Origin of the sequence: Mariniflexile litorale, assembly GCF_031128465.2 — a bacterium.
Lineage (GTDB): Bacteria > Bacteroidota > Bacteroidia > Flavobacteriales > Flavobacteriaceae > Mariniflexile > Mariniflexile litorale.
The window spans coordinates 1,500,299-1,524,723 of the sequence record NZ_CP155618.1 but is presented as its reverse complement, the minus strand read 5'-3'; the positions used below and the strand labels follow the sequence as shown (position 1 = coordinate 1,524,723).

At 29.7% G+C, this 24,425-nt stretch carries 29 protein-coding genes; 11 read left to right on the top strand and 18 right to left on the bottom strand.

Features of this window, described 5'->3' with window-relative positions; all coding sequences use genetic code 11:
• The first annotated feature begins 295 nt into the window (after positions 1-295).
• Entirely contained in the window at positions 296-1,369 is a 1,074-nt protein-coding gene (locus tag QLS71_RS06365; RefSeq protein ID WP_308991868.1) for a PA0069 family radical SAM protein, read from the top strand.
• A 48-nt stretch (positions 1,370-1,417) separates the two neighbouring features.
• Here the strand turns inward: QLS71_RS06365 and QLS71_RS06360 are convergent, their stop codons facing one another.
• From QLS71_RS06360 to QLS71_RS06345, 4 genes are all read right to left on the bottom strand, one after another.
• Positions 1,418-2,035, bottom strand: a complete 618-nt coding sequence (locus QLS71_RS06360) for a hypothetical protein (protein ID WP_308991869.1) — start codon at positions 2,033-2,035, stop codon at positions 1,418-1,420.
• A gap of 264 nt (positions 2,036-2,299) precedes the next feature.
• Complete coding sequence (locus QLS71_RS06355; RefSeq protein WP_308991870.1) at positions 2,300-2,896, bottom strand: hypothetical protein; 597 nt, start codon at positions 2,894-2,896, stop codon at positions 2,300-2,302.
• Positions 2,897-3,176: 280 nt separating this feature from the next.
• The gene (locus QLS71_RS06350; protein ID WP_348636625.1) at positions 3,177-4,088 is read right to left on the bottom strand and encodes a transposase; all 912 of its coding nucleotides are present in this window, start codon (positions 4,086-4,088) and stop codon (positions 3,177-3,179) included.
• Between the two features lie 61 nt (positions 4,089-4,149).
• The gene (locus tag QLS71_RS06345) at positions 4,150-4,497 is read right to left on the bottom strand and encodes a transposase (protein WP_348636621.1); all 348 of its coding nucleotides are present in this window, start codon (positions 4,495-4,497) and stop codon (positions 4,150-4,152) included.
• Between the two features lie 120 nt (positions 4,498-4,617).
• Between QLS71_RS06345 and QLS71_RS06340 the strand changes: the two genes are divergently transcribed.
• The 3 genes from QLS71_RS06340 to QLS71_RS06330 are packed head-to-tail and all read left to right on the top strand — an operon-like array spanning position 4,618 to position 6,553.
• Positions 4,618-4,971, top strand: a complete 354-nt coding sequence (locus tag QLS71_RS06340) for a transposase family protein (RefSeq protein WP_308991875.1) — start codon at positions 4,618-4,620, stop codon at positions 4,969-4,971.
• A gap of 19 nt (positions 4,972-4,990) precedes the next feature.
• Complete coding sequence (locus QLS71_RS06335) at positions 4,991-5,944, top strand: transposase (protein ID WP_348636626.1); 954 nt, start codon at positions 4,991-4,993, stop codon at positions 5,942-5,944.
• A gap of 15 nt (positions 5,945-5,959) precedes the next feature.
• Entirely contained in the window at positions 5,960-6,553 is a 594-nt protein-coding gene (locus QLS71_RS06330; protein WP_348636609.1) for a transposase, read from the top strand.
• Positions 6,554-6,772: 219 nt separating this feature from the next.
• On the opposite strand, the gene QLS71_RS06325 is transcribed toward QLS71_RS06330, so the two are convergent.
• The 10 genes from QLS71_RS06325 to QLS71_RS06280 all read right to left on the bottom strand — a co-directional run bounded on the left by QLS71_RS06325 (position 6,773) and on the right by QLS71_RS06280 (position 14,503).
• Positions 6,773-7,444 (bottom strand): NUMOD1 domain-containing DNA-binding protein, encoded by a 672-nt coding sequence (locus QLS71_RS06325; RefSeq protein ID WP_308991628.1) that lies wholly within the window; start codon positions 7,442-7,444, stop codon positions 6,773-6,775.
• On the bottom strand, positions 7,431-8,855 hold the full coding sequence (locus QLS71_RS06320) for a DUF5906 domain-containing protein (protein WP_308991627.1): 1,425 nt from the start codon (positions 8,853-8,855) through the stop codon (positions 7,431-7,433). The genes QLS71_RS06325 and QLS71_RS06320 overlap by 14 nt, the downstream gene beginning before the upstream one ends.
• 156 nt (positions 8,856-9,011) lie before the next feature.
• Positions 9,012-9,758, bottom strand: a complete 747-nt coding sequence (locus tag QLS71_RS06315; RefSeq protein ID WP_308991626.1) for a hypothetical protein — start codon at positions 9,756-9,758, stop codon at positions 9,012-9,014.
• A gap of 209 nt (positions 9,759-9,967) precedes the next feature.
• Positions 9,968-10,261: a hypothetical protein gene (locus QLS71_RS06310; protein ID WP_308991625.1), complete on the bottom strand. Its 294-nt coding sequence runs from the start codon at positions 10,259-10,261 to the stop codon at positions 9,968-9,970.
• A gap of 16 nt (positions 10,262-10,277) precedes the next feature.
• Positions 10,278-11,252 carry a DUF3871 family protein gene (locus tag QLS71_RS06305; protein ID WP_308991624.1) on the bottom strand — a complete coding sequence of 325 codons (975 nt, stop codon included), beginning with the start codon at positions 11,250-11,252 and terminating at the stop codon, positions 10,278-10,280.
• On the bottom strand, positions 11,227-12,126 hold the full coding sequence (locus QLS71_RS06300) for an AAA family ATPase (RefSeq protein WP_308991623.1): 900 nt from the start codon (positions 12,124-12,126) through the stop codon (positions 11,227-11,229). The genes QLS71_RS06305 and QLS71_RS06300 overlap by 26 nt, the downstream gene beginning before the upstream one ends.
• Before the next feature lie 98 nt (positions 12,127-12,224).
• Positions 12,225-12,569 (bottom strand): hypothetical protein, encoded by a 345-nt coding sequence (locus QLS71_RS06295; RefSeq protein ID WP_308991622.1) that lies wholly within the window; start codon positions 12,567-12,569, stop codon positions 12,225-12,227.
• Positions 12,570-12,762: 193 nt separating this feature from the next.
• Positions 12,763-13,176 (bottom strand): hypothetical protein, encoded by a 414-nt coding sequence (locus tag QLS71_RS06290; RefSeq protein WP_308991621.1) that lies wholly within the window; start codon positions 13,174-13,176, stop codon positions 12,763-12,765.
• A 24-nt stretch (positions 13,177-13,200) separates the two neighbouring features.
• Positions 13,201-13,866: a hypothetical protein gene (locus tag QLS71_RS06285; RefSeq protein ID WP_308991620.1), complete on the bottom strand. Its 666-nt coding sequence runs from the start codon at positions 13,864-13,866 to the stop codon at positions 13,201-13,203.
• Between the two features lie 208 nt (positions 13,867-14,074).
• Entirely contained in the window at positions 14,075-14,503 is a 429-nt protein-coding gene (locus tag QLS71_RS06280) for a hypothetical protein (protein ID WP_308991619.1), read from the bottom strand.
• A gap of 116 nt (positions 14,504-14,619) precedes the next feature.
• On the opposite strand from QLS71_RS06280, the gene QLS71_RS06275 reads away from it, so the two are divergent.
• Entirely contained in the window at positions 14,620-14,871 is a 252-nt protein-coding gene (locus QLS71_RS06275; RefSeq protein ID WP_308991618.1) for a helix-turn-helix transcriptional regulator, read from the top strand.
• Between the two features lie 45 nt (positions 14,872-14,916).
• Here the strand turns inward: QLS71_RS06275 and QLS71_RS06270 are convergent, their stop codons facing one another.
• Genes QLS71_RS06270 through QLS71_RS06265 form a run of 3 tightly spaced genes read right to left on the bottom strand, consistent with a single transcriptional unit; the run spans position 14,917 to position 16,082 of the window.
• Positions 14,917-15,156, bottom strand: coding sequence for a hypothetical protein (locus QLS71_RS06270; RefSeq protein WP_308991617.1), 240 nt, complete (start codon positions 15,154-15,156; stop codon positions 14,917-14,919).
• Positions 15,153-15,494 (bottom strand): exodeoxyribonuclease VII large subunit, encoded by a 342-nt coding sequence (locus QLS71_RS19215; protein ID WP_369077079.1) that lies wholly within the window; start codon positions 15,492-15,494, stop codon positions 15,153-15,155. Before QLS71_RS19215 ends, QLS71_RS06270 begins: the two co-directional genes overlap by 4 nt.
• Before the next feature lie 15 nt (positions 15,495-15,509).
• Positions 15,510-16,082: a hypothetical protein gene (locus QLS71_RS06265; protein ID WP_308991616.1), complete on the bottom strand. Its 573-nt coding sequence runs from the start codon at positions 16,080-16,082 to the stop codon at positions 15,510-15,512.
• 329 nt (positions 16,083-16,411) lie between these two features.
• On the opposite strand from QLS71_RS06265, the gene QLS71_RS06260 reads away from it, so the two are divergent.
• The 6 genes from QLS71_RS06260 (at position 16,412) to QLS71_RS06235 (ending at position 23,120) form a co-directional block, all read left to right on the top strand.
• The gene (locus tag QLS71_RS06260; RefSeq protein ID WP_308991615.1) at positions 16,412-17,260 is read left to right on the top strand and encodes an NlpC/P60 family protein; all 849 of its coding nucleotides are present in this window, start codon (positions 16,412-16,414) and stop codon (positions 17,258-17,260) included.
• A gap of 13 nt (positions 17,261-17,273) precedes the next feature.
• On the top strand, positions 17,274-18,329 hold the full coding sequence (locus QLS71_RS06255) for a hypothetical protein (protein WP_308991614.1): 1,056 nt from the start codon (positions 17,274-17,276) through the stop codon (positions 18,327-18,329).
• A 23-nt stretch (positions 18,330-18,352) separates the two neighbouring features.
• Positions 18,353-19,147, top strand: coding sequence for a M43 family zinc metalloprotease (locus tag QLS71_RS06250; RefSeq protein ID WP_308991613.1), 795 nt, complete (start codon positions 18,353-18,355; stop codon positions 19,145-19,147).
• 533 nt (positions 19,148-19,680) lie between these two features.
• Positions 19,681-21,156: a ParB N-terminal domain-containing protein gene (locus tag QLS71_RS06245; protein WP_308991612.1), complete on the top strand. Its 1,476-nt coding sequence runs from the start codon at positions 19,681-19,683 to the stop codon at positions 21,154-21,156.
• Positions 21,156-22,058 (top strand): DNA adenine methylase, encoded by a 903-nt coding sequence (locus tag QLS71_RS06240; RefSeq protein WP_308991611.1) that lies wholly within the window; start codon positions 21,156-21,158, stop codon positions 22,056-22,058. Before QLS71_RS06245 ends, QLS71_RS06240 begins: the two co-directional genes overlap by 1 nt.
• A gap of 69 nt (positions 22,059-22,127) precedes the next feature.
• Complete coding sequence (locus QLS71_RS06235; RefSeq protein WP_308991610.1) at positions 22,128-23,120, top strand: FRG domain-containing protein; 993 nt, start codon at positions 22,128-22,130, stop codon at positions 23,118-23,120.
• Positions 23,121-23,176: 56 nt separating this feature from the next.
• On the opposite strand, the gene QLS71_RS06230 is transcribed toward QLS71_RS06235, so the two are convergent.
• Positions 23,177-24,370, bottom strand: coding sequence for a tyrosine-type recombinase/integrase (locus QLS71_RS06230; RefSeq protein ID WP_308991609.1), 1,194 nt, complete (start codon positions 24,368-24,370; stop codon positions 23,177-23,179).
• Between the last annotated feature and the right edge of the window lie 55 nt (positions 24,371-24,425).

Sequence of the window (24,425 nt, the reverse complement as noted above, 5' to 3'; positions counted from 1 at the left end):
AGTCATATTTAATAAAATATTATTATTGAATCTGTTTTAAGATGTAGTTTATGTATGTAAATTAAGATGATTGTTTTTTGAAGAAGATTTTATAATAAGATTTGTTTTCAGAATTAATTTATAAAAGAAAACATTATCAGTTGTTTAACGAAATAAGCTGTTTTATTCACAAAGAGGCATTTTGTACACTGTTTTATTTTGTTAATAATCCATTCTGATTTTAACAGTTTTCAAATTCAATTATTAGTAATTTTAATGAGCTAATTCGCAGTATTCATCAGTAATTTCACTTTAAATGAACCCAAAATATACTATAAAAGGCCGTGGTGCACAGCTTAATGCATCCAATAGATTCTTGGAATTGAATCATGAAATGCGTGACGATTTTTTAGAGTTTTGCCATAAAGAAGGTGAAGAAAGTGATAAAAATAAAACACTTTATTTAGAAGTTTTTCCTAAAACCATTGTGAATAAAGTAGAGAGTCCAGATATTGGAATGTCTTATTCCATGAATGCTTATCAAGGTTGCGAACATGGGTGCATTTACTGTTATGCACGCAATAGCCACGAATTTTGGGGTTATAGTGCTGGTTTGGATTTTGAGCGACGTATTATGGTTAAAAAAGACGCTCCAAAATTGTTAGAAGCGTTGTTAAAAAAGAAAAGTTGGAAAGCGCATACTATCGTGATGTCGGGCAATACAGATTGTTATCAACCTGCTGAAAATTTTTTTGAGATTACACGTAAGTGCTTAGAAGTGTTTTTAGAATATAAACATCCCGTAGCCATCATTACGAAAAATGCGTTAATTCTTAGGGATTTGGATCTTTTAAAAGAGCTTTCAAAAGATAATTTAATAGGTGTAAACGTGTCAATTACGTCACTTTCAGAAGAGACTAGACGTGTTTTAGAACCGAGAACTGCAAGCATTAGTAAGCGTTTAGAAACAGTAAAAATACTGAGTGACCACGGTATTCCTGTTAATGTGATGTTAGCTCCCATCATTCCCTCAATAAACAGTCATGAAATATTGCCATTAGCAAAAGCGGCTTCAGAACACGGAGCTTTAGGCATCGCGCATACTATTGTAAGACTTAACGGTGCCATTGGAGAAATATTTAAAGATTGGATACACAAAACCATGCCCGATAAAGCTGAAAAAGTATTACATCAAATTGAAAATTGTCATGGTGGTAATTTAAACAATTCGCGTTACGGTTATAGAATGCACGGCGAAGGAAAAATAGCAGAACAAATTAATAGTTTGGTGAAATTAGCGAAGCTTAAGTATTTTAAAAACAAACAAATGCCTAAACTAAATATCCAGTTACACGAGCAGCTTAAAGATGGACAATTAAAGTTGTTTTAAATAAAAAAGAGCGGGTGAATGACCCGCTCTTTTCAAAAAAAAATTTGATTAGTTGTTAATTTCAGTTGTAAAAACTCGTTCTTCGGTAGTAAAAACAACTTTGTAATCGCCTTTATTGATACCTGTTAGTTTGTAGATTCTATTAACGCTTTGAGTGTCTTTAATTTTTTCTGAAAAAATAAGTTCTTGGTTACTAGATATATTATCATAATCAGTAAAATAAATAGCTATTTCCATAGGAGCTTTGTTTAAAGATAATCTTGAAACAAACAGCATATTCCCTTTTACTCTTGTAACTGGTTTAAAAATGGTGGTTTCCAATTCTTTTTTGAAAGTAACGGTATTGGATACTACCGTAAAAGGAATGGTTTGTATTTCTACGTCTTTATCAAGCTCAAAAATATAACCACCGTTTGGTAAAACTGTTAAATCGAAGCCTTTAGAATAAATTCCAGATTGTTGAATGAGTTCTTTATATAGTACAACACCATTACTATTTTTAATAGATAATAGGTTTCCTTGCTTTACATTAGTTAAAGTAAGAGAGGTTCTTTCAGCATCATTTTCAATTTTAAATAATGATACTTCATTCGCAAAACTTAACAAGGTAGCAAACATTGTTACCATTAAGATTCCTTTTTTTGAGATGTTTAATACGTTTTTCATGATTGGGTTTTTTAAAATTCCACAAGACAAATATATGTCAGATTTAGGGGTTATAAAACACTGATATTGATGTATTTATGTGCTATATTATCTGTTATTTTTACATCAACTTTGTGTTAAATTAAAATAGAATATAAAGAGGTTAAATGTATATAAATGTTTAAATAAATTAATTAAGGTTGAGATGCTTTAGTGAAAGTTTTTAAGTAAAAAAAGTGAGCCACCACAGCTCACTTTACCAACTAAACTAAATAAGACATTAAACTAATTATTAATGAATTTTGTGAACTCTTTATTATCAGAGTTAATGATTATTTTATAATTTCCTTTTTCTAATTTGTAAACCCTTTCAGCAATTTGAACATCGGTTATTTTTTCAGAATGTAATAATTCGTATTCACTATTATTATTGGAATAAACACTAATTCTAACAGCTTCAAGATTTGGAGACAATTTACTCACAAATAATAAGTTGCCCTTTTGTGTTAAATGAGGTTTAAAGTTTGTAGTTTGCTTGCTTTTATAAACAACAATATTGTTCTGATTTATAATAAAAGGTATTGTTTTAATTTCTACCTCTTTATCTAATTCAAAAACATATGCTCCATTAGGAAGGGATGTTAAATCGAAACCTTTTGCATAAATTCCAGATTTCTGGATAAGTTCAGTATAGAGTACAATGCCATTAGCATCTTTTATTGACAATTGGTTACCTGCTTTTACATCGGTTAAAGTGAGTGCCGTTTTTTTAGCATCATCTTTAATGGTATTAAAAGAGGATTCGTTAGCAGAGCTTAACAAGGTAGCAAACATTGTTACCATTAAGATTCCTTTTTTTGAGATGTTTAATACGTTTTTCATGATTTCGTTTTATTAACGTTTTATAAGGCAAATATATGACGGGTTTTCACGTTGTAAAACATTGATTTTGACATATATCTGTGCTATATTATCTGTTATTAAAATATTAACGTTTTGTTAAGTTAAAATAGCATATAATATTGTTAAATGTGAATAGGTGAATAAAACAGTCTTAATATTAAAAGGAATGGTACGGGATAAAAACCCAAACTTTTCGACTTGATCCCCCAAATAATACAGCAAATCCCGGATCAAGCTCATTTTTTGGGGACTAAGTTATTTATGCGTATAATTTAGTTAGTCTGAACAGGAAAAATTTCACATCTCTTACGCCTCTGAATTGCGATCTAAACTCTTTTATTTTGGCGTTGAATGATTCCGCCGAAGCATTAGTGCTTCTATTATTAAAATAGTTCAAGATAGAATTATGGTGTATTTGTAATGATTTAGATATTGTATTAAATGATTTAAATCCAGATTTCTGAACATTTTCATACCAATGTGCCAGTTTTAATCTTGCAACATCTTTATTGGTATTGGTTTGGTAAATGTTGCTAAGTTGTTGTGCTAAGTTATAGCATTTTTCTATTGATGGATACCGTTTGAATAATAGTTCAGCCCTTGTAATTTGTGATGGAGTCCATTTGGTTTTGTGTTTAAACAATAAATATCTACTCCTAGCCAAAAGCTGTCTTTTGGTATCCCCATTGCTAAGTATTTCTGGCGAGTAAACCATGTCTTTCTTTTTTGACTTCCCGATAAGCCTGTTTTCTTGTTCAAGAACCTCCCAACGCAATCGAATACGTTCTTCTTGAACAGCTTCCGTGGCTAACTTTTGCACATGGAACCTATCGGTTACAATTTCTGCTTTAGGGAAACACTTTTTGATGATTAAGTTCATGTTTGCAGCCATGTCCACTGTAACCTCTTTAACCATATTACGTCTTGAGCCGTCTATCATTTTGATTACTTTTATCACATCTTCTGCCTTGGTTCCTTTAACTAAGGCTACAATAGCTCCTTTTTTACCATGAGCATCTTTATTGGTTAAGATGGTATAGAGTTCTCCGTTTGAAAGAGAGGTTTCATCTAAACTTAAATATTTGCCTAAGTTTTTTCCAAAAAACAACCATTCGCTTGCATGGGTTTTCTGTTTCCACTCATTAAAATCGCTAAGATGGTTTTTGTAAATAAACTGAAGACGCTTACCATTGGTTTTGTAATACTCCCCAAATCTACTGGCACTTACCGCGTTAGTATCTAGAGATATCTTTTAAAAAAGCAGCAAACTCTGAGGTCATTCGAGTTCCCTGCGCTACTAAATTCCAATCCCTTTTTATGATCTGATGACTCTCTAAAAGTGTCCAACGACGCCGTTTGATATGAAGTAAAACCGTTTTCCCTCGCAAAGGGAAATCTTCTACAGTAATTTCAGGTATGAATCCCTTAGATTTAGCAGGGAGCTGTTCGTATTCGACAGGTAGGATATTTTTTTCTTCTAAGTAAAAGTGAATTTTATCAGATTCAGATTTACTGGAAACTACATCAAAATATTCTAAGATTCCTTCGGGTAGTAAATATTGGGCTAAATTTAAATGCAAAAGCTCTTTTGATTGTAAATTTAAAAAAATATATATAATTGTCCCCAAGTTTTTATGGATCATGACCAAAAGTTGTGTGTGAATTACCTATAGTTTTCGGATTTTTGCAAAAAAAAGATTTTGGACCATTATCTAGAACTACTCAAACTTATTTTACCTGAATTTCTAATCAACCATTTTGATCTTGTAAAGCATACTAAAAATGGCGAAGTCATGCATCTTTACTTTGAAGAACAAAATGCAACACCTAAAGAAGAATCTAAACGCACATTAATTGCGCATGGTTTTCATAAAGAAGTAACCATCCAAGATTTTCCTTTACGAGGCAATACAGTTTACCTGCATGTTAAGCGTCGCAGATGGTTAGACAAGACCACCAAACAAGTCGTGCAGAGAGATTGGAACTTAGTAGCACAGGGAACTCGTATGACATCAGAGTTCGCTGCTTTTTTAAAAGAAATTAATCAATACTAGAGCTTCAGATTGTCATACCATAGGACATTTTTATGGCGTTGATGGTAAAAAACTACAACGTCAGTATAAAGATTATTTAAGTGATTTTAAAGACTGGAATCAGAAGAAACATGCAAAACAATATCTCATCTTTCCTGAAAATATAGGAAGCCATTTATCTATTGATGAGACTGCTTTGTCAAAGGGAGAACTCTACACCATCATTACCAACAAAAAAGCCAAAGGTAAAAAAGGAAGTATCGTTGCCATTTTTTCTGGCACTAAAGTAGAACCTATTATAGAACAGCTTCTTAAATTATCAGCAAAGAAAAGAACGAAGGTTAAAGAGATTACACTAGACATGGCTAACTCAATGAAAACTATCGCTAAAAAATGTTTCCCAAAAGCCATACAGGTTACTGATCGGTTTCATGTACAGAAATTAGCCTTGGAAGCACTACAAGATATAAGAATCAAATATAGGTGGGACGCCATAGATCTAGAAAACGAAAACATAAAACTTGCCAGAGCAAATCACAAGACCTATAAACAAGAGGTCTTTGATAATGGAGATACCAGAAAACAACTCTTAGCAAGAAGCAGGTATTTACTCTACAAAGCACCCTCTAATTGGACGGAAAATCAATACCAGAGAAGCAAAATACTCTTCGATCAATATCCTGATATCCAACTAGCATTTAACCTAGTTCAAGGCCTTAGAAATATTTTCAATACAGCAAAATCAGTAGAAACTGCATACACAAAGCTAGCGCATTGGTATAAAGATGTTGAACAATCTGGATTTAGAGCATTCAATACAATAGCAAATACGATAACCCTAAACTATAGATCTATACTTAACTATTTCATCAATCGAAGTACAAATGCTTCTGCTGAATCTTTTAACGCAAAGATAAAAGCCTTTAGAGCCCAGTTTAGAGGTGTCAAAAATATAGAATTTTTCCTTTTTAGATTAACCACTATTTTTGCTTAAACACAACTTTTAGCCTTGATCCCCATACAGGTTACTGATCGGTTTCATGTACAGAAATTAGCCTTGGAAGCACTACAAGATATAAGAATCAAATATAGGTGGGACGCCATAGATCTAGAAAACGAAAACATAAAACTTGCCAGAGCAAATCACAAGACCTATAAACAAGAGGTCTTTGATAATGGAGATACCAGAAAACAACTCTTAGCAAGAAGCAGGTATTTACTCTACAAAGCACCCTCTAATTGGACGGAAAATCAATACCAGAGAAGCAAAATACTCTTCGATCAATATCCTGATATCCAACTAGCATTTAACCTAGTTCAAGGCCTTAGAAATATTTTCAATACAGCAAAATCAGTAGAAACTGCATACACAAAGCTAGCGCATTGGTATAAAGATGTTGAACAATCTGGATTTAGAGCATTCAATACAATAGCAAATACGATAACCCTAAACTATAGATCTATACTTAACTATTTCATCAATCGAAGTACAAATGCTTCTGCTGAATCTTTTAACGCAAAGATAAAAGCCTTTAGAGCCCAGTTTAGAGGTGTCAAAAATATAGAATTTTTCCTTTTTAGATTAACCACTATTTTTGCTTAAACACAACTTTTAGCCTTGATCCGTTTTTATTCTTGAGCCCAAATCCCTTGTTGATACCGTATAAAACCAAAAAAGACCTTACATTTCTGTAAAGTCTTTTTCTTGTTGTTTGCTCCCCCTCTTGAGCTCTCCAAGCACAAGGTAAATGGCTCACTTTTAATTGTTTGACAAGTTTACAACTTTTTTAGCTACCTTTTTCTATACCTTTTAGCTTATATGTTAGCTTAAATACTTCCAGATAAAGCCTCCACTTTTATCACGTTCTTTTCTACACACACGACTTATACATGTTTTAGAAATGCCTGTTCGCTCACTAGCTACTGCAACAGATTCATAAATCGCTAACTGCTTACCAGAAAGGGAATATTGAACTACTTGCTTTTTACGTAAATCCTTATCTGGATTAAATGGCACACAAAAATTATAACTCCAATAATAACCTTTACAGGTTTTATTTTGACCAATACAAGCATTACCTATTGAGTTTTTATATACTCCAATCGCACTTGCAGCACTTTCTAAGCAATGGTAGGTGTTTACCAAACTACCATCTTTTATTGAATATTGATAAATGGTTTTCTTAAACCCACCTCCTGCATCAGCATTGTATCCTTGTTTTTTAGAATCCAATTTTTCAATGTATTCTTTTTCTTTTCTGGCTAACTCGTCTATTGTGCTTGCTGTGTCTGTATGCTTCCAAGTAAATGCATCTGCTCCATACGTAGCTATCGCTTGTGCAAAGGGATGTTTATCACCTCTTTTAGCACGCTCTTGGTGGTCTATTTTACGTTGGTGTATTGAATCTGTTGTAGCTCCCACATAAAACTCACCCGTGATTTCGCATTTAACGGTATAGATGATACCTGCGGATTTTAGTTTATTCTTCTTCATCGCTAGCCTCCTTCCCTATTGTTTTAAGATAAAAATCATACTTTTCACCAGATTTTCTGTCTTCATATACCAAACCACTTTGACGAGCATATTCCTTCATCCATTTAGTCATTTGATGAGGAGCTAAATTATTATAATGAACATATTCTTTCTTAAAAAGCTCGAACACATCTTTTTTACTAATCCACTTGTTGTACTCTACGAGACCTAAGTCCATAAAAGCAACGAATTCCTCCGAGGTAGCATTTATTAATCTGTTCTTTTTTAAATTAATAGGTTTAGGGATAATCAGTCCTCGCTTAAGATATTGCTGTACACAAGACATCATAAAATGAAAAAATCTATTCCATTCATCCCTATCCCAGTCATCGAAAAAGTAATTTCCAAATTCATCCTCAGGAGTGAAATTTTCATTATAATGATTAGCTACTTCAAATTCACAACGTCTTCTGATATCAGTGCTTCCTCCTGTACCTTTCACTACATAATTACTTGAGATACATATTTTAGGTGCATTTTCTGGTGAAATGTATTCAGCCGTTTTATATTTTTTTTCAACTTCAATCCCTGTTGTAATCATAGAATACAGCTCTTCTAGTGAAAAATCCTTTCCAACATCATCATAAAAAACAATATCAGAAGTTCTGTTAATGCGTTGGTTTTTAAACCAGCTTTTAGTTTTCATGTTCTTCCCGTCCATAACAACTAATTCACGACATTTCCCTATAGCACGCAGTAATAAACTTTTTCCTGTTCCCCCATTAGCTGTTCCATCAAATGAAATGTTTTCATCAACAAATATGATTGCTTTTGCATTACTTGGATCTTGGCTTCTATGCAACAAGTACCCAATTATAGTTAGTAATGCTAAAAACCTCTTTTTATCGTTACCAGCAATATTCATACAGAACTTTTGAAATTGAGAAGCATCATCATCCAAGGCTGTGTAACAATCATATGGTAAGATTCTTGATTCCCATATTTTGCCTGGAATTTCTTCTCGCGACCTATTTTTAAATGATTTCTTGTCAACTTGCCAACTTAAATTCGAGAAATGAAACCAACTGCTATTTGAATTATCTCTGTCATTAAGAAGTTTTACAGTAGTCAAAAACCTTAATTTTGGTTTAGAAATATAACCCGATGAACCTATAATAAAAGCTTCATAAACCTCTAGTTGCTTAATCTTTTTAAGGTAATTCTTAATAAAATCTACAATTACATAATCGGCAACTTCCTTAACTGTATTAGCGGATTCAAGTACCAACACATAATCCATATCAGTAATTTCCGCTTTTGCGAAACCTGATTTAGAGATAAACTCTAATAGTTTGTTCTGAAGGATTTTAACCTTACCTTTTTTATCAATATCCCAAAACTTAATTGAGATTTCATCGATTTTAGTTTCCATTGTTTTGAATATTTAAATTAATTTTAAATTATTCTCCAATGTTAATAGCGTGGAGATACGTGACACTATTAACAATCACAAGGCAAAGATTAAAATAAGGTTCGTGTTAAGGATTATAAATTAAGTGCAAAAAATTGCACCTGATTTCTTTTTAAACTAAGATAACATATCAAAAATAAGTTGTTTTATGTTAGACCTTTGCTTCCCTGTAAGGCTATTGGGTTTTGAATATTTATATATTAAATTTCTTATATGGCTGATATTTTCTGTTTTATTATGACAAAAAGTATCCTCAATGATTTTTGCAAGCTGTGGCTGACTTAAAGAATTATTGATAATATTGTTTTTATACATTAAAGAAAAGATTATAGCTATCTGCTCCCTTGATAGGTTAAATGGTATTTTTTCATTTTTGGGCTCTATTAATTCAGCCTTTTTATCAAAAACAAAATCTCGCAAAGCGTTAACAACATCAACTAATTCATTCTTTACTTTTGAATTTAAATACGATGAAATTTCTATTTTTTCTAGTGTTTTAATAAAATAAGATTCAATCTCATCATAATAACCAGTTTTCTCAATAACTGAATATTTATTCTCTTTCTCTCTTCTATCTTCGATACGTATAAGATAAGTATCATACATTTTTTTAATTTCAGGAATCAAATAGTTATTAATGAATATTTGGTCCAAATCATTCAAATTCTCATTTCTTACTATTGAATATTCGTAATTGGTAAATTCAGTTAAAGAAACTTCTTTTGAATTAAAAGTTATTTTATCGGATTCAATATTTACCTTAATACCTTCTTGTTCTAGGTCTGAAAACATTAAAAAATCAATTCTAAAATTTTTATACTTTTCATAATCCAAAAACTCATTAAAACTAAAACTATTATACATACCAAATAAGTATTTAAAGGGTAGTAACTATATACTTTAAAAATTTAAAGTATATAGTAAGAAAACTAACCCTATGATTCATTTTCAGTGGTTTTCTTTAAGGACTAAACCGTCTCAAAAGAATGCTAATCTCGAAATAAAAATTTGAGATTCAAACAAAATACAGCATAAAGTCCAATCTATAGATTTTAATTTTAGCTATTATATTATTACAAATGCGTCAAAATTTCGAAGTAGTAATAGTAATAAGCCTTTTTGTTAATTATAAACACTGTTTTGCCAGAATTGGATAGTTTAACTTCAGTTATTTTAGCATAGTTCCCTTTTGATAACTCCCCAATATCTTGATTAACCTTCACTTTTATAGGGCAATACAAGGTTTTAAGCTTTCCATACCAAGTAACAACTAGTATGGATTTAGGTGAACAATATTTAAAAAGTTCTGCCAATTCTTCATTATTCATATAGTTTAAATAAAATGCCCAAGTGTTAAACTTGAGCATATTTTAGCTATTAATATTAATTTAAGTACCAAAATGTTGTGTCATTTTGCATCGAATATGATAGTTTTTGGATGAGCTCGTGCGAATTCAAACTTCGACTTAAAAAAGAATCAATGTAACTGCTTTTAGTGGCTTCAGTTAGAAGATTAAACATGCTCCATAAACTAATACTGTCATCTTCATTTCTGGCAAAATTTTCATCTTCGTAATAGCCTTTTGCAACTGTACTAATTTGTCGATCATTCAACATTAATTGTGGAATATCCCTTTTTTCTGGCTTAGGCAAATAATTATACATACGACACTTACCCAAAAACTTTGCAAATTGTTTTTCAGTTAAACTATACTCTGAAAGCAGTTTTAAACTATTTAGGTGGTTTTGCATTTCATAAGCCCCTAATAGCTCCATAACCTTAGCCTTTAGCTCGTCTATACTTGATGCCCTTAGCTCTTCTACAATTCCATCAGAACTAACACAAAGATTGGTACAAACCCTATTTTTGAAACCTACAAAAACTTTGAATTTCTCGTAGTTCTTTTTACTATATAGGTTTTCTTGGTTATATGCTCTTACCCCACCTATTGTAAGACTTAAATTATTACCATTTAATGTTTCTGAAATACTTGGTACATCAATTTTAAACATCATTCTTTCGTAATAAATAGTTTTATCCTGTTCCGTTAACTCCTTTACAGGTTTGCCAATGGCTTCTGGAATTCTGCCTTTTATTACATGACTTGTCCTTATTTCTGGCTTTAAAATCCGTTGCCCAGAAAATATGGTATGAACACAATCATCAACAGCATTGATAAACTCATAGTGAGCAATAGTACATTCCATATCTTTCGAGAACACAGGGATTATACAATCTTTTTGCAAATGAAAAAGGCTAACCTCTTGTGTGTTAGTCTCTATAAATGGTGATGATGATTTTGTAATTATCTGTTCTTCTGGTATAACCAGATTATTCTGTACTTGTAATAGTTCCATTGTCGTTTGATTTATTATGTTCTATAATTTCTGAATTAGGCACAATGTTGTAGTCTACTGCTTCAATAAGTGCCTTTCTATCCATAACATCTGCCTTAATAAGGGTTTGATAATTTGGGTATTTAGCATAAATATGTTTCAAACCTTCAATAGTTTCACAGCTATTAATTTCATTTCTAGCTTGCTCTAAATCTTTACCGTTGTTGCACCATTGCATCAATTTTCTACCTGTTGCAGCATTTATTATAAATTCAGGCTTGTTCATAAACAGTCCTGTCCTATCCTTTGATGCACTTACTAAATGGTTGTCATTTATAAGTTCAAAATTTACTGTTAGCTCATATTCAAAGCCCTCACGAGTTATTTCCTTTGTCCCATGCTTGATAACTTTAGTTTTACCACTGCCATCTGTATCCATTGAGTAATCAACTTTTCTTCTTACAGTCGTTAGAACATGGCATTTAGATTGGAGTATCTTATCAATAAAGGCTTGGTGTCTTGGACTTATTTTTGCCCAATCTTGGAACCTACCACCTAATTGTTCATGAATTTCTAAACAACCTCCCTTGCCATTCCATTCGTGGGTTATGCTATCAATTATTATTACTTCCATACCTGCCTTTTCGCAAACTTCTATGGCTTCGATATACTTTTCAGGTGCATAAGGTGCTTCCAGACTTATTGTATTGTAATTACCTAAGTGCGCATACAAACTGGCAGATTGATTTTCTGTGTCTATGATGGCTATTTTAGAATAGTCTCCTGTGATGCCATAAGCCAATAGTAGTGCTGAATAAGTTTTACCAAATCCCGATGCTCCACTCAATCCAATACGTAATTTTACTTGTTCACGCTGTGCTTGTTTTAATTCCATAATATTTATGTTATGTGTTATACAAAAAGTTGGTTATATATATAACCATATAAAAAAAGAGGCAATAATGCCTCTTTCATAGGTTTTGTAACCAAGTGTTACATAACTTCCTCTTCCTCAATAATGTTAGCAGAAGCAGTTTCTAAAGAAGTGTCTTGGTACTCCCAACGTGTATCAAGGGTAATAATCTCTCCTGTTTCTGGAAGTGCATATTCGTAAGGTTCTACACTCACCTTAACAATTTCCCCAGGGAATTCTTGACCAATAATTTGTTTGCAGGTATCTTCGTCAAATGTACTTGGTACCGTACAGGTTTTAGCTGTAAAATACATTCTACCCGTTTCTTTACTTTTTACTGGTGTAATACCACCTTGTAAAACTAAAACAAAAAATTCTTCGCCTGTTTTGGTTTCTCTCTTTTTGAAATCTTTAATAGTTACCATTATAATAAAATTTAATTAAACAATGGCGGGGAATAATCCCACCCTCAGATTAGAGTGGGGTGCTTTGAATAATTAACTTTCAATCTTGGTTATAAAAAATTCTTCAAAAAAAATTAAAAATTTTTGAAAATAAGTTGACGTTATGGCATTTGACAAGTTGTCAAGTTTTTTGTGGTAGAAATTTTATGGTTTATTAAAGAATCCAAGGTTTGTATTTTAAACACTCCGAAAAGGAATAAAAACCTTCATAAGAATATTCGTTTTTAGAATTTATTTTTCTGTAATGCTTTTCTAGAACTTTATCGATGGTTAAAACTTCATTGTAACACATATATGGCATCCCATCTGCATTTAAATAGATAACCTCTGTTGAAAACAAAACATTCTTTTCTGAAAACCCTCGTGTTATAATAAAATATTTAGTGGTTTCTGTTTCAAAATAAGAATCTAATTCATAATCTGAATAGTATTCAATGACGCTCTTATTATTTCTGGTAAAATGTCTCTCATAGTATAGAATAGACTTCGGTAAAATATTAGGCGAATTTATGTAACCTTTTATGTTTTTTACTGTTTTATCATTCAAGATGTCTGATTTCTTGTGCATAATAGTACTAGATGTTTTTATGTTTTAAAAAGGCAAATCGTTTGCCAAATTAATTCTATGATCTAATACTTTATTGTTTTTCTTTAACCATTCTTTTCTAGTTAAATCATTTTGAGTCAACTTATACCCATCAGAATCTAAAATAAACCCTACTTCATAAAATACTTCATCAGTCGGAATTCTAGTATTTACTTTAGTAATTAACCAATTATTATAGCACTCCTGAAAAATTTCAGTTGCCTTTGTTTGGTTGGTAGAGAACTTTTTCATAAAACCATCAATAATCTCATCTTGAGTTAATTTATAATATGTGTCAAAAATCTCAAAAATTTCATTTTCATATTTATAGCCTATTTTTCTTTTATTTTCAAAATCCTTAATTTGATTTAACTTTATTTGCTTTTTTTCACTAATAGACTCCAGAGCTTCTTTTCTGTTTGCGGGTTCATTAATTATTTTCAACAATTCGATTCTATGCTTCTTAAAACCTTGAATATTTCTAATTTCATCAAGCGATACATCATAATAAGAAGCATAAATACGACACTCATTACAATTGTTTATTAACTCCCAAACATCATCATCCGTCCTTTTTCTTTCTTCAGAATTTTTTGCTAAAAAAAGAAAAAGTTGATATCCCCCAACAAAAACACCAATAATAGCAAATATATTAAGTATAAAACTTTCCATGATTATTTGATTTTTTTTACATTTCCACTACTTAATTTTTTGATTGCTTTTTTAGAAATACCAAACTAATTTTTGATTTTAAATGCTACAAAGCTATTCACACATAAGTCTTCTGATTTATTTATATATAAAACATGAGTTTTTTAGTATTTGTAATAGAACAATCTTGTGAGAAACTACTAAACCATTGATTGATTACTAGTAGTATTTATTTTTTATTACTAACTATAAAATACGTGATTAAAATAGCACTTATAAATATTGTAAAAGTTAATCCATACTTATAATAAAACTTGTTCTGCTTTTGCACCCGATGCTCATCAATAGCATTTTCTAATATATTATCTGCTTCATAAGGATTATCTTCCATGAAGAAATCAAGACCAGGATTATAATTTTTGTCAAAATCACTTTTTCCTAATTTATCTGCATTTGAATAACCTATACTACCACCACCAAGTATACTAATATTTTTATTAGATATTTCTGGTTGTTTAAGTTCTACTTCTAAGAATTTTAATAATTCTGGATTACTTGCTTGTCTTTCTCTTTGTTTTCCTATTTCTTGATTAGATTGTTGAGAACAAAGCAATGTACATGACATAATCATCAAGAAATTAATCAGTTTTATTTTCATAACTAATAAGTATTATTTTAAATTAATCTAGTTTGATACTAATACACGTAAATATAAATAATAATGTAGTATTCTAAGGTTACAATATTTATTTTTTCTAATTGGAATTTTACCTTATGGTAGAATTATCTGAAGAAAGACTTGAACAATTAAAAGCTTCAATTCCCAAAGAAGTTGGAAACAGGGTTCGTTTTTTTAGAAAAAAAAGAGGTCTTACCCAAACAAAATTGGCTCAATTAGTTGGTAAAGACAGGCAGTACCTATATAAAATTGAAAAAGGCGTTGTTACTCCCAATATAGTTACCATTTCAGTTCTGTCAATTACGCTAGACGTTCCTTTAAGTGAATTTTTTGAAATTACAATTTAATACACCTGTTTTTATTTTCAGTAAAAAAGTTGACAACTTGACAAGTTATTTTCCAAACTTAATATGTGAAGTATATTTATTAGGTTGAACACCATGTTTAAAACTACGCACTTCAACTATTTTATTTTCTTCTGAATCATAAACTAGTTCAACATAAAATTTACCAACTGAATAAAGGTTCATACGGATATTGACAGTAACATAGTTATCCAAAAAAACACCCTTATCTACAACTGTAAATAATCTTTCGTCATGATTTAAGTCATTGAATTCTTCTAAACTCATTTACTTTTTAAAACTAAATATACTATAGCCAAGATTAAGATTATTAAAATTCCTAAAACTAAATTCAAATATTTTTTTTGTGAAGCTACCAGGTTCGTTAAAAGCTGCTTTTCAATCTGAACCAATTTTTTATAATTTTCTATTTCTAAGTCCTTGTTAGCGACTATTTTTAGACGTTCTTTATGTGAATTTACAATCTCCTGAAGGTATACTCCAATTGATGTAGGTGTGGACAATCCCATGTCAGCCACTCTCTGTAACAACGTTTTATCTTCATCATGACCAATTCCTGTAATAAATGGAATGGGTAGCTCTATAGCCTTTTTGCATAGTTCAATTTCATTGAATACCTCTTATCCACTTCCTCCTCCTCGAAGTATAACCAATAAATATGAATCTTTAAAATCATAAGATTCTAAAAATTGAATAATTTCTAAACTAGTTGATAAATTACACTTATAATGCCTGATATTAAAATAGTCTTTATCTAACAATTGACTTATGTAATCATCATGCGATGTAGATTGAATCCCAGTTATTATATCTAAAGTTGGTTTTTGCTGTAATTCTATTTTCTTTAGAAGAATATCTTGGATTATTGGAAACTCCCTATCAAACCTAGCACGTATAATATCATACTCAACCTTAGAAACGATTTGCACATCTTCTTTGTGTTCAAATATTTTAGTTACCCTAAAGTAAACACCAAGTTTTGAATTATTATCTAAGGACTGTCCTCTGGTAACATACCCTTGAAAGTTATAGTAATTACCAGAACTTAGTTTTGATTTTAAACTTTGAGTAATCTGTATGGTGATTTTATGGTGTTTCTCTTTGCTTAATATTTCATCATAGTAGTATTGTCCATATAGTTTGTTGTTGTTATCTGTATAGAAACCTTCAACAACTATTATCTGACCATCCATAGTAGATGATAAGCTACTTGCATATAAATTTATAAGTGCAGTAACAGTAATAAAATTTTTATTATCTGACATTGAATTATTGATTATAAATGAAAATTTAACAAAAAAATATCTAAATTTTAGATAAATAAAGTGAAATTCATAAAGTGAAAAATAATTATTTTTTTAATTAAAAAAAATTACTATATTCATACCCTCCTAATTATCAATATAGTAGCAACTGATCTTCTATTTAGTCTTGAATAAATCATTACTAAAGTGGCTATTATTTCTAATATTATATTTTAAAACATCTTCTTATATAATCTGAAAAAGATTAATCAATAAGTATGAAATTTAATAAAAGATTATTTTTTCTAATAAACACTTTTGTTTTTTTTAATCTTGTCAATCTTAGCTGTAAAGACAAAGCAACTGATTATGAAGGAGATGAATATTACAATAGCCCTAGTGGTGCACAAATGATTCTTTCCGTGGAAAATCTAAATGATTCGTATAACCGAGAGATTGAACTTTCTAATTTAATTGATATTTTGGATAAAGATTCCATTAATAATTCCCTAGAAAACAAATTTAATTTAGATAAAATAGTTGAGTTTAAATCTGAACTTCTTAAACAGGCTCTTCTTTTAACAAAAAATGAAAACTACAATTATTATCAAAATAATGGTTTAGCTTATGTTTGGGGCAGTAAAAACCCATCAAGGAAAACAAAACCAACTCTATATAATGGAAAACCCAATGTTTGTACAGAAGAGTTGTATGGTATTGATTGCTCTGGCTTTATTTATCAAATACTAGTTAAGTCTGGATTAAAACTACCATTAAAACCAGAATATTACGCAAATGCTGCTTGGTTTTCAAATACATCTAATTGGATTATTCCATTAAAGGAATATTTTGATTGCGAAAACTGCTTTGAAATTTATAATATAAAACATGCATCAATAGAATCAGGTGATATAATTTATTTTAAAGTTGGAAAAAAAGTGTACCATATTGGAATTTGTTTCAGGTATAAAGATGAATTATTGCTATTTGAATCTGGTGGAAATCCGAGGGATGATTGTGTGAGTAATATAAAAAATGGACCTAGATTAATTAGGTTAACAAAAAAGTTTTTAGAAAATAAAACCTATGAGGTATTAAGAATTAGTAAAATTTATAACGCAGCTTAAAATTATTAAAAAAATGAAAAAGGTAAATTATATTTTAGTTGGAATAATTATAATTCTTTTAGTTATTATAAGTACCCTTCAATTAAAAAGTACTGCAGACTCATTTGTCAAAGATAAGGATGACTTAATTATCACATACTCAGAACTAGGAATTTCGGAAAGTTCCATTGAAAACAATAAAGAATGGTTTAGCGAATCAGAAATTATAGGTAACCAAACTAGAGACTCAATTTTATCAAAACTTATGAATATTGAGTCTGACGAATTTATATCAGATATAAAAAACTTAAATAATAATGAGCTTCTTAAAAATGTTGAGAATATAAAAGACGTATGGAAATTCACTTCACATGCTTTCGGTTTTATTCCAAAAACTAATACTCCAATGCTTGATTCAAATATAATTAATGCGACAACTATAACACCTCAAGAAAACTTGAAAAATTCTAAAATTAAAATAACACTTGATAGACTTGTTGCTATGGATTACCCAGGCAAAGGTGAACATAATGTACTTTTTGATTTCTATGTTAAGAATCAAGTTCAAGGTGAAAATGAACATGTTCATTTCAATCAAGTATATAGAATAACTGAGGGGCAACAAGCTGGCATCTCAGGTTATCCCGTTTTTAGTGACCTAAATGTCGGCAAAGAAGGAATTGATTTTAAATGCTATACTATAAATGTTGAAAACAAAAATGATAAAAAGTTAGTAGGCTTTTTAGAAGGAGATTTATTTTCAAGTGGGCTTAAACTGCTTGATAAAATTAACCCTGTAACACCTATTCTTTCTGGTTTTGCAAAAGGTTTTACTGATCAAATCAAAAATAGAAATAAAAACATTCCTGTTCAGGACATATATCTAGGTCTTGATACAGAAAAAGGCATTACTACAAGAGCGAAATTAGCAGAAGGTAGTTATATCGTTATTCAAGTTCCTAATGTAAACACTTGGGATTGGTCAAATTGGAAATATAAATCTTCAATTGGTCAAATTGTTTCAAAAACGGATGAAACAAAAGGTCCTCAATTTAACTATTTTATTTTTAGTGTTTCAAAAATGAAATGAAAATCAATTATTTAATAATGTCTATGAAATTTTTTTTTGTATTTTTCTTTATATGTCTAAAATTCACCTATAGTCAAAATAATGATTCTATTATAGATTGTGGGAAGGTCATTAAAATTCCAATAATATTACATTTGGTTCCTTCTAAGAGTCATCCTTATATTACTCAAATCATAACTAATAAAAGAATAGATGAAGAAATAGAAGAATTGTGTAATAATTTTACTGGAAAAAATGACATAAGTTCTTTAGATCCAAAATTTAAAGAGCTTATAGGTATACCTAATATCATATTTTATTTGTCAGATACTATTCTTGTTCAACAAGAAAAAAAAGGCATTATACGCTATACTAAACCCTTAAATAAAAACCAACTAAAGCTTATAAAACCTGAAAAAAACCTCAACCTATTAATTGGAGACTGGGGAAGTTCATCAAGTGTTTTAGAGGAAAATACAATCCCTAAATCAGTAAAGATTAATTACGTTTCCATCATGACAGAAAACAGTCAAACCATTACCCATGAAGTTGGACATTACTTAGGCTTATGGCATGTTTGGGGAGCTTCTAATTGTCGTAAAATTAAATACCCTTGGGACATTAAAACAGATTATATCTCAGATACTCCAGAACAAAAAAATTGCACAGATTTAAGCCGAAAAAAAGAATGCACTTTATTAAACAATGAACAAACTCCAAATTATAATAATTTCATGGATTATAGTTCATGTAGATGTTTCTTCACCATAGAACAGGCAGAAGTAATGAGAAGTAAAATAATTAAATATCGTAGAAACCTTTTTGAAAATTCTATTTAGTAGTTCAATACTTTTTTGACAAATCTTTTACGAGTTACTAAACTTAAATAATAATTAAATTTTAGAACTAAAGGATTGCTCAAGCAATTAATTTATTAATAAAAAACTAATAGTAATTGAGATTTGTTAAACGATAAAACAAAATTTTAACCTATAATTCAAATTAAAGACTTTTAATGAAAGGCGGTAAAGAACTCTAAATGATTATCCCATTTATGATGTTGGACATACAGGAAAACTAATTGCATTTGCGATTGGTGCTAGAGTTTAATACATCAGATGTGAAATTGTATGATTTATAATTAAATTTAATAAAAAATGAGCCTTAACTACCATTTAAAATCATCCAGTATTAATTAAAAAATAAATCAAAAATCTTAAACTAAAATATATAAATCTTTGCTCTGATGTAGCTTAATAATATTTTTTATTTACATTTATGGTGTATTTTAATACAAAAATACTGAGATTTTAAAATAACACATCATTTCAAAATTGTAAAAGTATTTTTAAAAACGGCAATAAAATAGCAAATGAGTAAAAATAATGAATGGTTGAATAAAAAGACACCTCGTTCTGTAGACCAGCTTAGGCTTTGGCCTGATAATCCGAGATTAAATCCAGAAGAAACTCACATACAAATTAGTGATTTTGCGGAAGATTTTACATCTGAAGATTCAGATAAAAAGCAATTTTTTAAATTAATTAAATCAATTACTGAAGATGGTTTTATACCTGCAGACCCAGTAGTTGTTTGGAAGAACTTAGAAAATGAAAAATATTATGTTGCCGAAGGAAATAGAAGGGTGTTAGCACTTAAACTTCTTCGTGAACCTCATAAAGCTCCAAAAGGTATCAGAGCGTTCATCAGAACCCAATCCGCTAAAATTGATCTAAGTAGTATTGAAAAAATTTTGGTAAATGTTGCACCAACATTTGAAGAGGCTGAATGGTATATAAACCAAAGAAATAGTACATCATCATTACAACAATCTTGGTCAAGGGTACAACAACAAAGATGGATTTCAGAATTATACGACAAATACAATGGAGACATTATAAAAATAATGTCTATTACCAAAATGAGCAAAAGTGATTTGGAAGGTTTTATTAGAATTCTAAAAATCAAAGACTTGGTTAAGCAAAATGAAGTAAAAAACAAACTAACTGAAGAAGAGTACGAGAATGCTATTTCCTATAAGTTTCCTATTTCTATTTTAGAAAGATTCTTTTCAAATAAAGATGCAAAAGAAAAATGGGGTTTAGATTTTGACGGAATAGAATTAGTGTTTAAACACAAAATAGGTTTTTTAAATGCCTACTCAGAATTAATCAAACATATTGTAAATAAAGATTCAGAGTTAAAAATTGACACAAGAACAATTACTACAAACTTTGACAAAATTTTAGAAAGTTTGCCGTTAGTAAATTTTGATGAAGTAATCAATGAAGTAATAGAAACTACTGATAGTGATACTACTGATACTGAATTAGAAGTTCCGTCAATTGACATCACACCCTCAACGCCTACTCTTCCTCCAATTGTAATTAAAAACAATCCTAACAGATCTCGATTAATCTTGGATATTTATTCTTTAAATTCTTCGAGCTATAGACTTAATGAGCTTTTTAATGAATTAAAGTTAATCCCATTAAAATATAATAATTCGGTCGCTGCATCTATTAGAATTTTTTTAGACCTGGCCGTTTTGAATTATTTAAAAAGTGAAGGTTTGATTGGCCATTTATGTGGACATTATCCTGATAATGCAGGTATAAAAAATATCAATTTAAGTAAACGACTTGAATTTATTAAAACTAAAGTCAACGGCAAATCACAGGACATTATTAATAAAGTCCTAAATCCAAAAAATGAGTTAAGTCTTGATGTCTTGAATGGTTATGTTCATAGTGAAAACACTCACTATTTAAATAACCGTTATTTAAATAACTTTTGGGATTTACTTTTTCCTTTATTTGAAGAACTTCTAGACATAAAAGAAAATTAATGTATTATTCACCTTTAAGATACCCAGGCGGGAAAAACAAGTTGTCAGCATTTATTGCAAAAATTTGCATTGATAACAATATTAATGGGCATTATGTTGAACCGTACTCTGGGGGTGCTTCAGTTGCTTTATTTCTATTAATAGAAGGATTTGTTCAAAAAATAACAATAAATGATAGAGACAGAGCTATTTATGCTTTTTGGCATTCCGTTTTGAATAATACCAGTAAATTATGTAAGATGATTGAAAATGCTGAATTATCTATTTACGAATGGAAAAAACAAAAAGATGTTCAAGACAATAAAAAAACGGCTGATTTACTAACATTAGGTTTTTCAACTTTTTATTTGAATCGTACAAATAGGTCAGGAATTATCAATGCAGGTGTAATGGGTGGTATCGAGCAAAACGGTAATTATCTTATGGACTGTAGGTTTAATAAAAAAGATTTAATTAAAAGAATAAAAGTAATAGCACAACAAAAAAAAAATATTCGTCTTTATAAAAAAGATGCAGTGAAGTTAATTGATAAAATCCAACGAGAGGCGGAGAATGAAAATATTTTGTTTTATTTCGACCCACCATACTATTTAAAAGCAAGTAGTCTATATATGAACCATTATGAAAATAAAAATCATTATTTGGTTAGTGAAAAGATTAAGACTATTGAAAATATTAAATGGATTGTATCTTATGATAATGTTCCTGAAATTCAAAAACTGTATTCTGAATGTAAAAAAAAGGAATTTACTTTTAAGCATACCGCTTATGAAATAAGAGAGGGCAAAGAGATATTATTTTTCAGTGATAGCATTATACAACCGAAAAATCAAGATTGGAATCCAATAAAATTCAAACTGAAGAAAGAAAAAACTAAGGTAAACATTGTCTATGAGAAATAGTGGAATAAGTGCTTAAACACAAGGTTCAAATTAAGTTCAAATGCCTTAAGTTAATTAAAAAACCAAAAAATGGGATTATTACCAAATTATAAAGATTTTACTGAAAAGAGGGAGAGTTTTGCATATTTTGAGAAATATACTAAAATTGACACCATTGAGGAGTTTAATAATTTATATAAATTATTACAAAATCAAATTAAAGATAAAGTAAAAATCGATGAAAATAAAGACTTAAAAATAAATAGTGATTTTATTTTCAGAGGAATGGGCGAGGCTAAATATAAATTATACAATTCAGCTCAAAGATTTTGGATAACGAATGAAGTTGAACAATGGTGGCTTCCCAGGTCATATTTGGAATTTATTAACGAATTCATTTTAAAAGCACGTGATAAAAAATTATTCAATAAAATTTTTGAATATTATAATTTAAAAGCAAATCAAAGAGATTTTCCAATATTAAGCATTCTTCAACATTATGGAGCACCAACCCCTCTTATGGATTTTACATATGACTTGGATGTTGCGCTATTTTTTGCTACAGAAAGAGCAACTCCTACAGCATCAAACAATGAAATAGATAAATATTTTTCAATTTATTTTATAGACAAAAACTTTCAAAAACATAATGAATTAAATAATTTGATTGACTTTACATATGGAAGTTTTCCGAGATTAAGCTCTTTTTATGATTGGGAAAAGAATAAAAATTCTATTTTCTACCTTTCTGATTTTGAAAACAAAATGCAGCCTAAAAACAGCTTTAGAGATGAAAGACCTATAACAACAATTTATAATCAAAATATTATACCACAACAAGGTCTTTTTATTTTTAATCCATTTCCAAATAAACCACTAGAGGATTGCTTTAACACAAATCATAATGAAAATGGAAATAATTTAAAATTAAAACCTTTTTTTTGTTTTGATATTAAAAAAGATTTAGGAGAATATATAAGAAGGAGTATCAAAAAAAAAAACATTGATAAAAGCTATATATATCCACACTTAAACAGTTACTGTAATTTACTAATTGAAGAGTTTTTAGACAGTTCAATATAAAAAAAATCAAGAAACAAATAAAAGTAAGATATTGTAAAGGAGAATAAGATGGGAAGCTAACCGCTTCCCTTCAATCTATCTATCTCTAAACTAATTTTTTTCTGAACCACTTTGCCATAGCTATCTTGCGTTACTTTCATATTACTATGCCCTAACAGTTCACTTACGATTTCCATAGGTACATCATTATAAAGCAATACAGAAGAGGCAAAAGTTCTTCTAGCCATATGAGTAGTAAAATTTTTATCAACTCCAATAATAGCAGCTATTTCTTTTAAATAGGAGTTATATCTCTGATTACTTATTCTGGCAAACACGTATTTTTCACTACTTCCATAGCGTTCCATAATTTCAAGAGCTTTAGGAAGTAATGGTATTGATAATGCTTTAGATGTTTTTTCACGTTTTATCTTAATCCATTTGTTACCATCAAATCCTTTAACAATATTAGAATACTTTAAATCCATTAGTTCCCTATATGGCAATCCCGTATAACAGCAGAACACAAATAAATCTTTAACAAACTGCAATCTAAGTTGTGAAAACTCATGTTCTTCCAGTTTTTTTAGTTCTTCTGGAGTTAGAAAAACAACCTCTATTTTAACCGTTTTGGTTTTGTAAAGTATGAATGGGTCTTTATCTAAGAAGTTTTCTGCAACAGCAACTTTTACTACTTTTCTGAAGCGTTGGATTTTCTTGTTGATAGTTACTTGCTTCAATTTCTTCTCCTTCACCTTTAAATAGTATTCTAACTCTGTTAAAAAGTTAGCTTCTAGCTTTTTTAAAGGCATATCATTAACTTTAAACTTCCATTTAATAAAGGCATGAATATCTGTTTTAACATAATCAAACTTATTCCAGGTCACTTCTTTAATATCAATACCAATTAGCGTTTTAAGCTTGCTTAAGTACATTCCAAAATACTCAACTACATTATATTCTTTTTGAGTTTTCTTGCCTAAATAAAGGCTGTAAATAGCTTCTACTGTAATGGCTTCTTCTTTAACTTGAAGCAATAAAAAAGCCTTATTAATTTTTGTCTTAATAAGGCTTAGTTGATTATTTATATAATCTATATCGGGTTCTGGTGGTTTAACAATTTGTTTTTTACTGTCCCAATTTTTTGGGTTTACAAATTGACCTGTTGAGAATTCTTTTCTGATTTTATCTAAGGTAATCCTACAAACTAACGGGCATTTTCCCTTATTATTAAAATTAGATTTATTTTTTATTATAAATAGTATTTTCATTTTTATTAAATTAAGATTTATTTTAGTACAAGTTTTTCACCACCCGATAATAACC

What these genes read in the sequence shown, in the direction of transcription:
- QLS71_RS06365 (WP_308991868.1), top strand. Translation starts at nt 296, where the DNA reads ATGAACCCAAAATATACTATAAAAGGCCGTGGTGCACAGCTTAATGCA.
- QLS71_RS06360 (WP_308991869.1), bottom strand. Translation starts at nt 2,035, where the DNA reads ATGAAAAACGTATTAAACATCTCAAAAAAAGGAATCTTAATGGTAACA.
- QLS71_RS06355 (WP_308991870.1), bottom strand. Translation starts at nt 2,896, where the DNA reads ATGAAAAACGTATTAAACATCTCAAAAAAAGGAATCTTAATGGTAACA.
- QLS71_RS06325 (WP_308991628.1), bottom strand. Translation starts at nt 7,444, where the DNA reads ATGAAGAAGAATAAACTAAAATCCGCAGGTATCATCTATACCGTTAAA.
- QLS71_RS06320 (WP_308991627.1), bottom strand. Translation starts at nt 8,855, where the DNA reads ATGGAAACTAAAATCGATGAAATCTCAATTAAGTTTTGGGATATTGAT.
- QLS71_RS06315 (WP_308991626.1), bottom strand. Translation starts at nt 9,758, where the DNA reads ATGTATAATAGTTTTAGTTTTAATGAGTTTTTGGATTATGAAAAGTAT.
- QLS71_RS06310 (WP_308991625.1), bottom strand. Translation starts at nt 10,261, where the DNA reads ATGCTCAAGTTTAACACTTGGGCATTTTATTTAAACTATATGAATAAT.
- QLS71_RS06305 (WP_308991624.1), bottom strand. Translation starts at nt 11,252, where the DNA reads ATGGAACTATTACAAGTACAGAATAATCTGGTTATACCAGAAGAACAG.
- QLS71_RS06300 (WP_308991623.1), bottom strand. Translation starts at nt 12,126, where the DNA reads ATGGAATTAAAACAAGCACAGCGTGAACAAGTAAAATTACGTATTGGA.
- QLS71_RS06295 (WP_308991622.1), bottom strand. Translation starts at nt 12,569, where the DNA reads ATGGTAACTATTAAAGATTTCAAAAAGAGAGAAACCAAAACAGGCGAA.
- QLS71_RS06290 (WP_308991621.1), bottom strand. Translation starts at nt 13,176, where the DNA reads ATGCACAAGAAATCAGACATCTTGAATGATAAAACAGTAAAAAACATA.
- QLS71_RS06285 (WP_308991620.1), bottom strand. Translation starts at nt 13,866, where the DNA reads ATGGAAAGTTTTATACTTAATATATTTGCTATTATTGGTGTTTTTGTT.
- QLS71_RS06280 (WP_308991619.1), bottom strand. Translation starts at nt 14,503, where the DNA reads ATGAAAATAAAACTGATTAATTTCTTGATGATTATGTCATGTACATTG.
- QLS71_RS06275 (WP_308991618.1), top strand. Translation starts at nt 14,620, where the DNA reads ATGGTAGAATTATCTGAAGAAAGACTTGAACAATTAAAAGCTTCAATT.
- QLS71_RS06270 (WP_308991617.1), bottom strand. Translation starts at nt 15,156, where the DNA reads ATGAGTTTAGAAGAATTCAATGACTTAAATCATGACGAAAGATTATTT.
- QLS71_RS06265 (WP_308991616.1), bottom strand. Translation starts at nt 16,082, where the DNA reads ATGGATGGTCAGATAATAGTTGTTGAAGGTTTCTATACAGATAACAAC.
- QLS71_RS06260 (WP_308991615.1), top strand. Translation starts at nt 16,412, where the DNA reads ATGAAATTTAATAAAAGATTATTTTTTCTAATAAACACTTTTGTTTTT.
- QLS71_RS06255 (WP_308991614.1), top strand. Translation starts at nt 17,274, where the DNA reads ATGAAAAAGGTAAATTATATTTTAGTTGGAATAATTATAATTCTTTTA.
- QLS71_RS06250 (WP_308991613.1), top strand. Translation starts at nt 18,353, where the DNA reads ATGAAATTTTTTTTTGTATTTTTCTTTATATGTCTAAAATTCACCTAT.
- QLS71_RS06245 (WP_308991612.1), top strand. Translation starts at nt 19,681, where the DNA reads ATGAGTAAAAATAATGAATGGTTGAATAAAAAGACACCTCGTTCTGTA.
- QLS71_RS06240 (WP_308991611.1), top strand. Translation starts at nt 21,156, where the DNA reads ATGTATTATTCACCTTTAAGATACCCAGGCGGGAAAAACAAGTTGTCA.
- QLS71_RS06235 (WP_308991610.1), top strand. Translation starts at nt 22,128, where the DNA reads ATGGGATTATTACCAAATTATAAAGATTTTACTGAAAAGAGGGAGAGT.
- QLS71_RS06230 (WP_308991609.1), bottom strand. Translation starts at nt 24,370, where the DNA reads ATGAAAATACTATTTATAATAAAAAATAAATCTAATTTTAATAATAAG.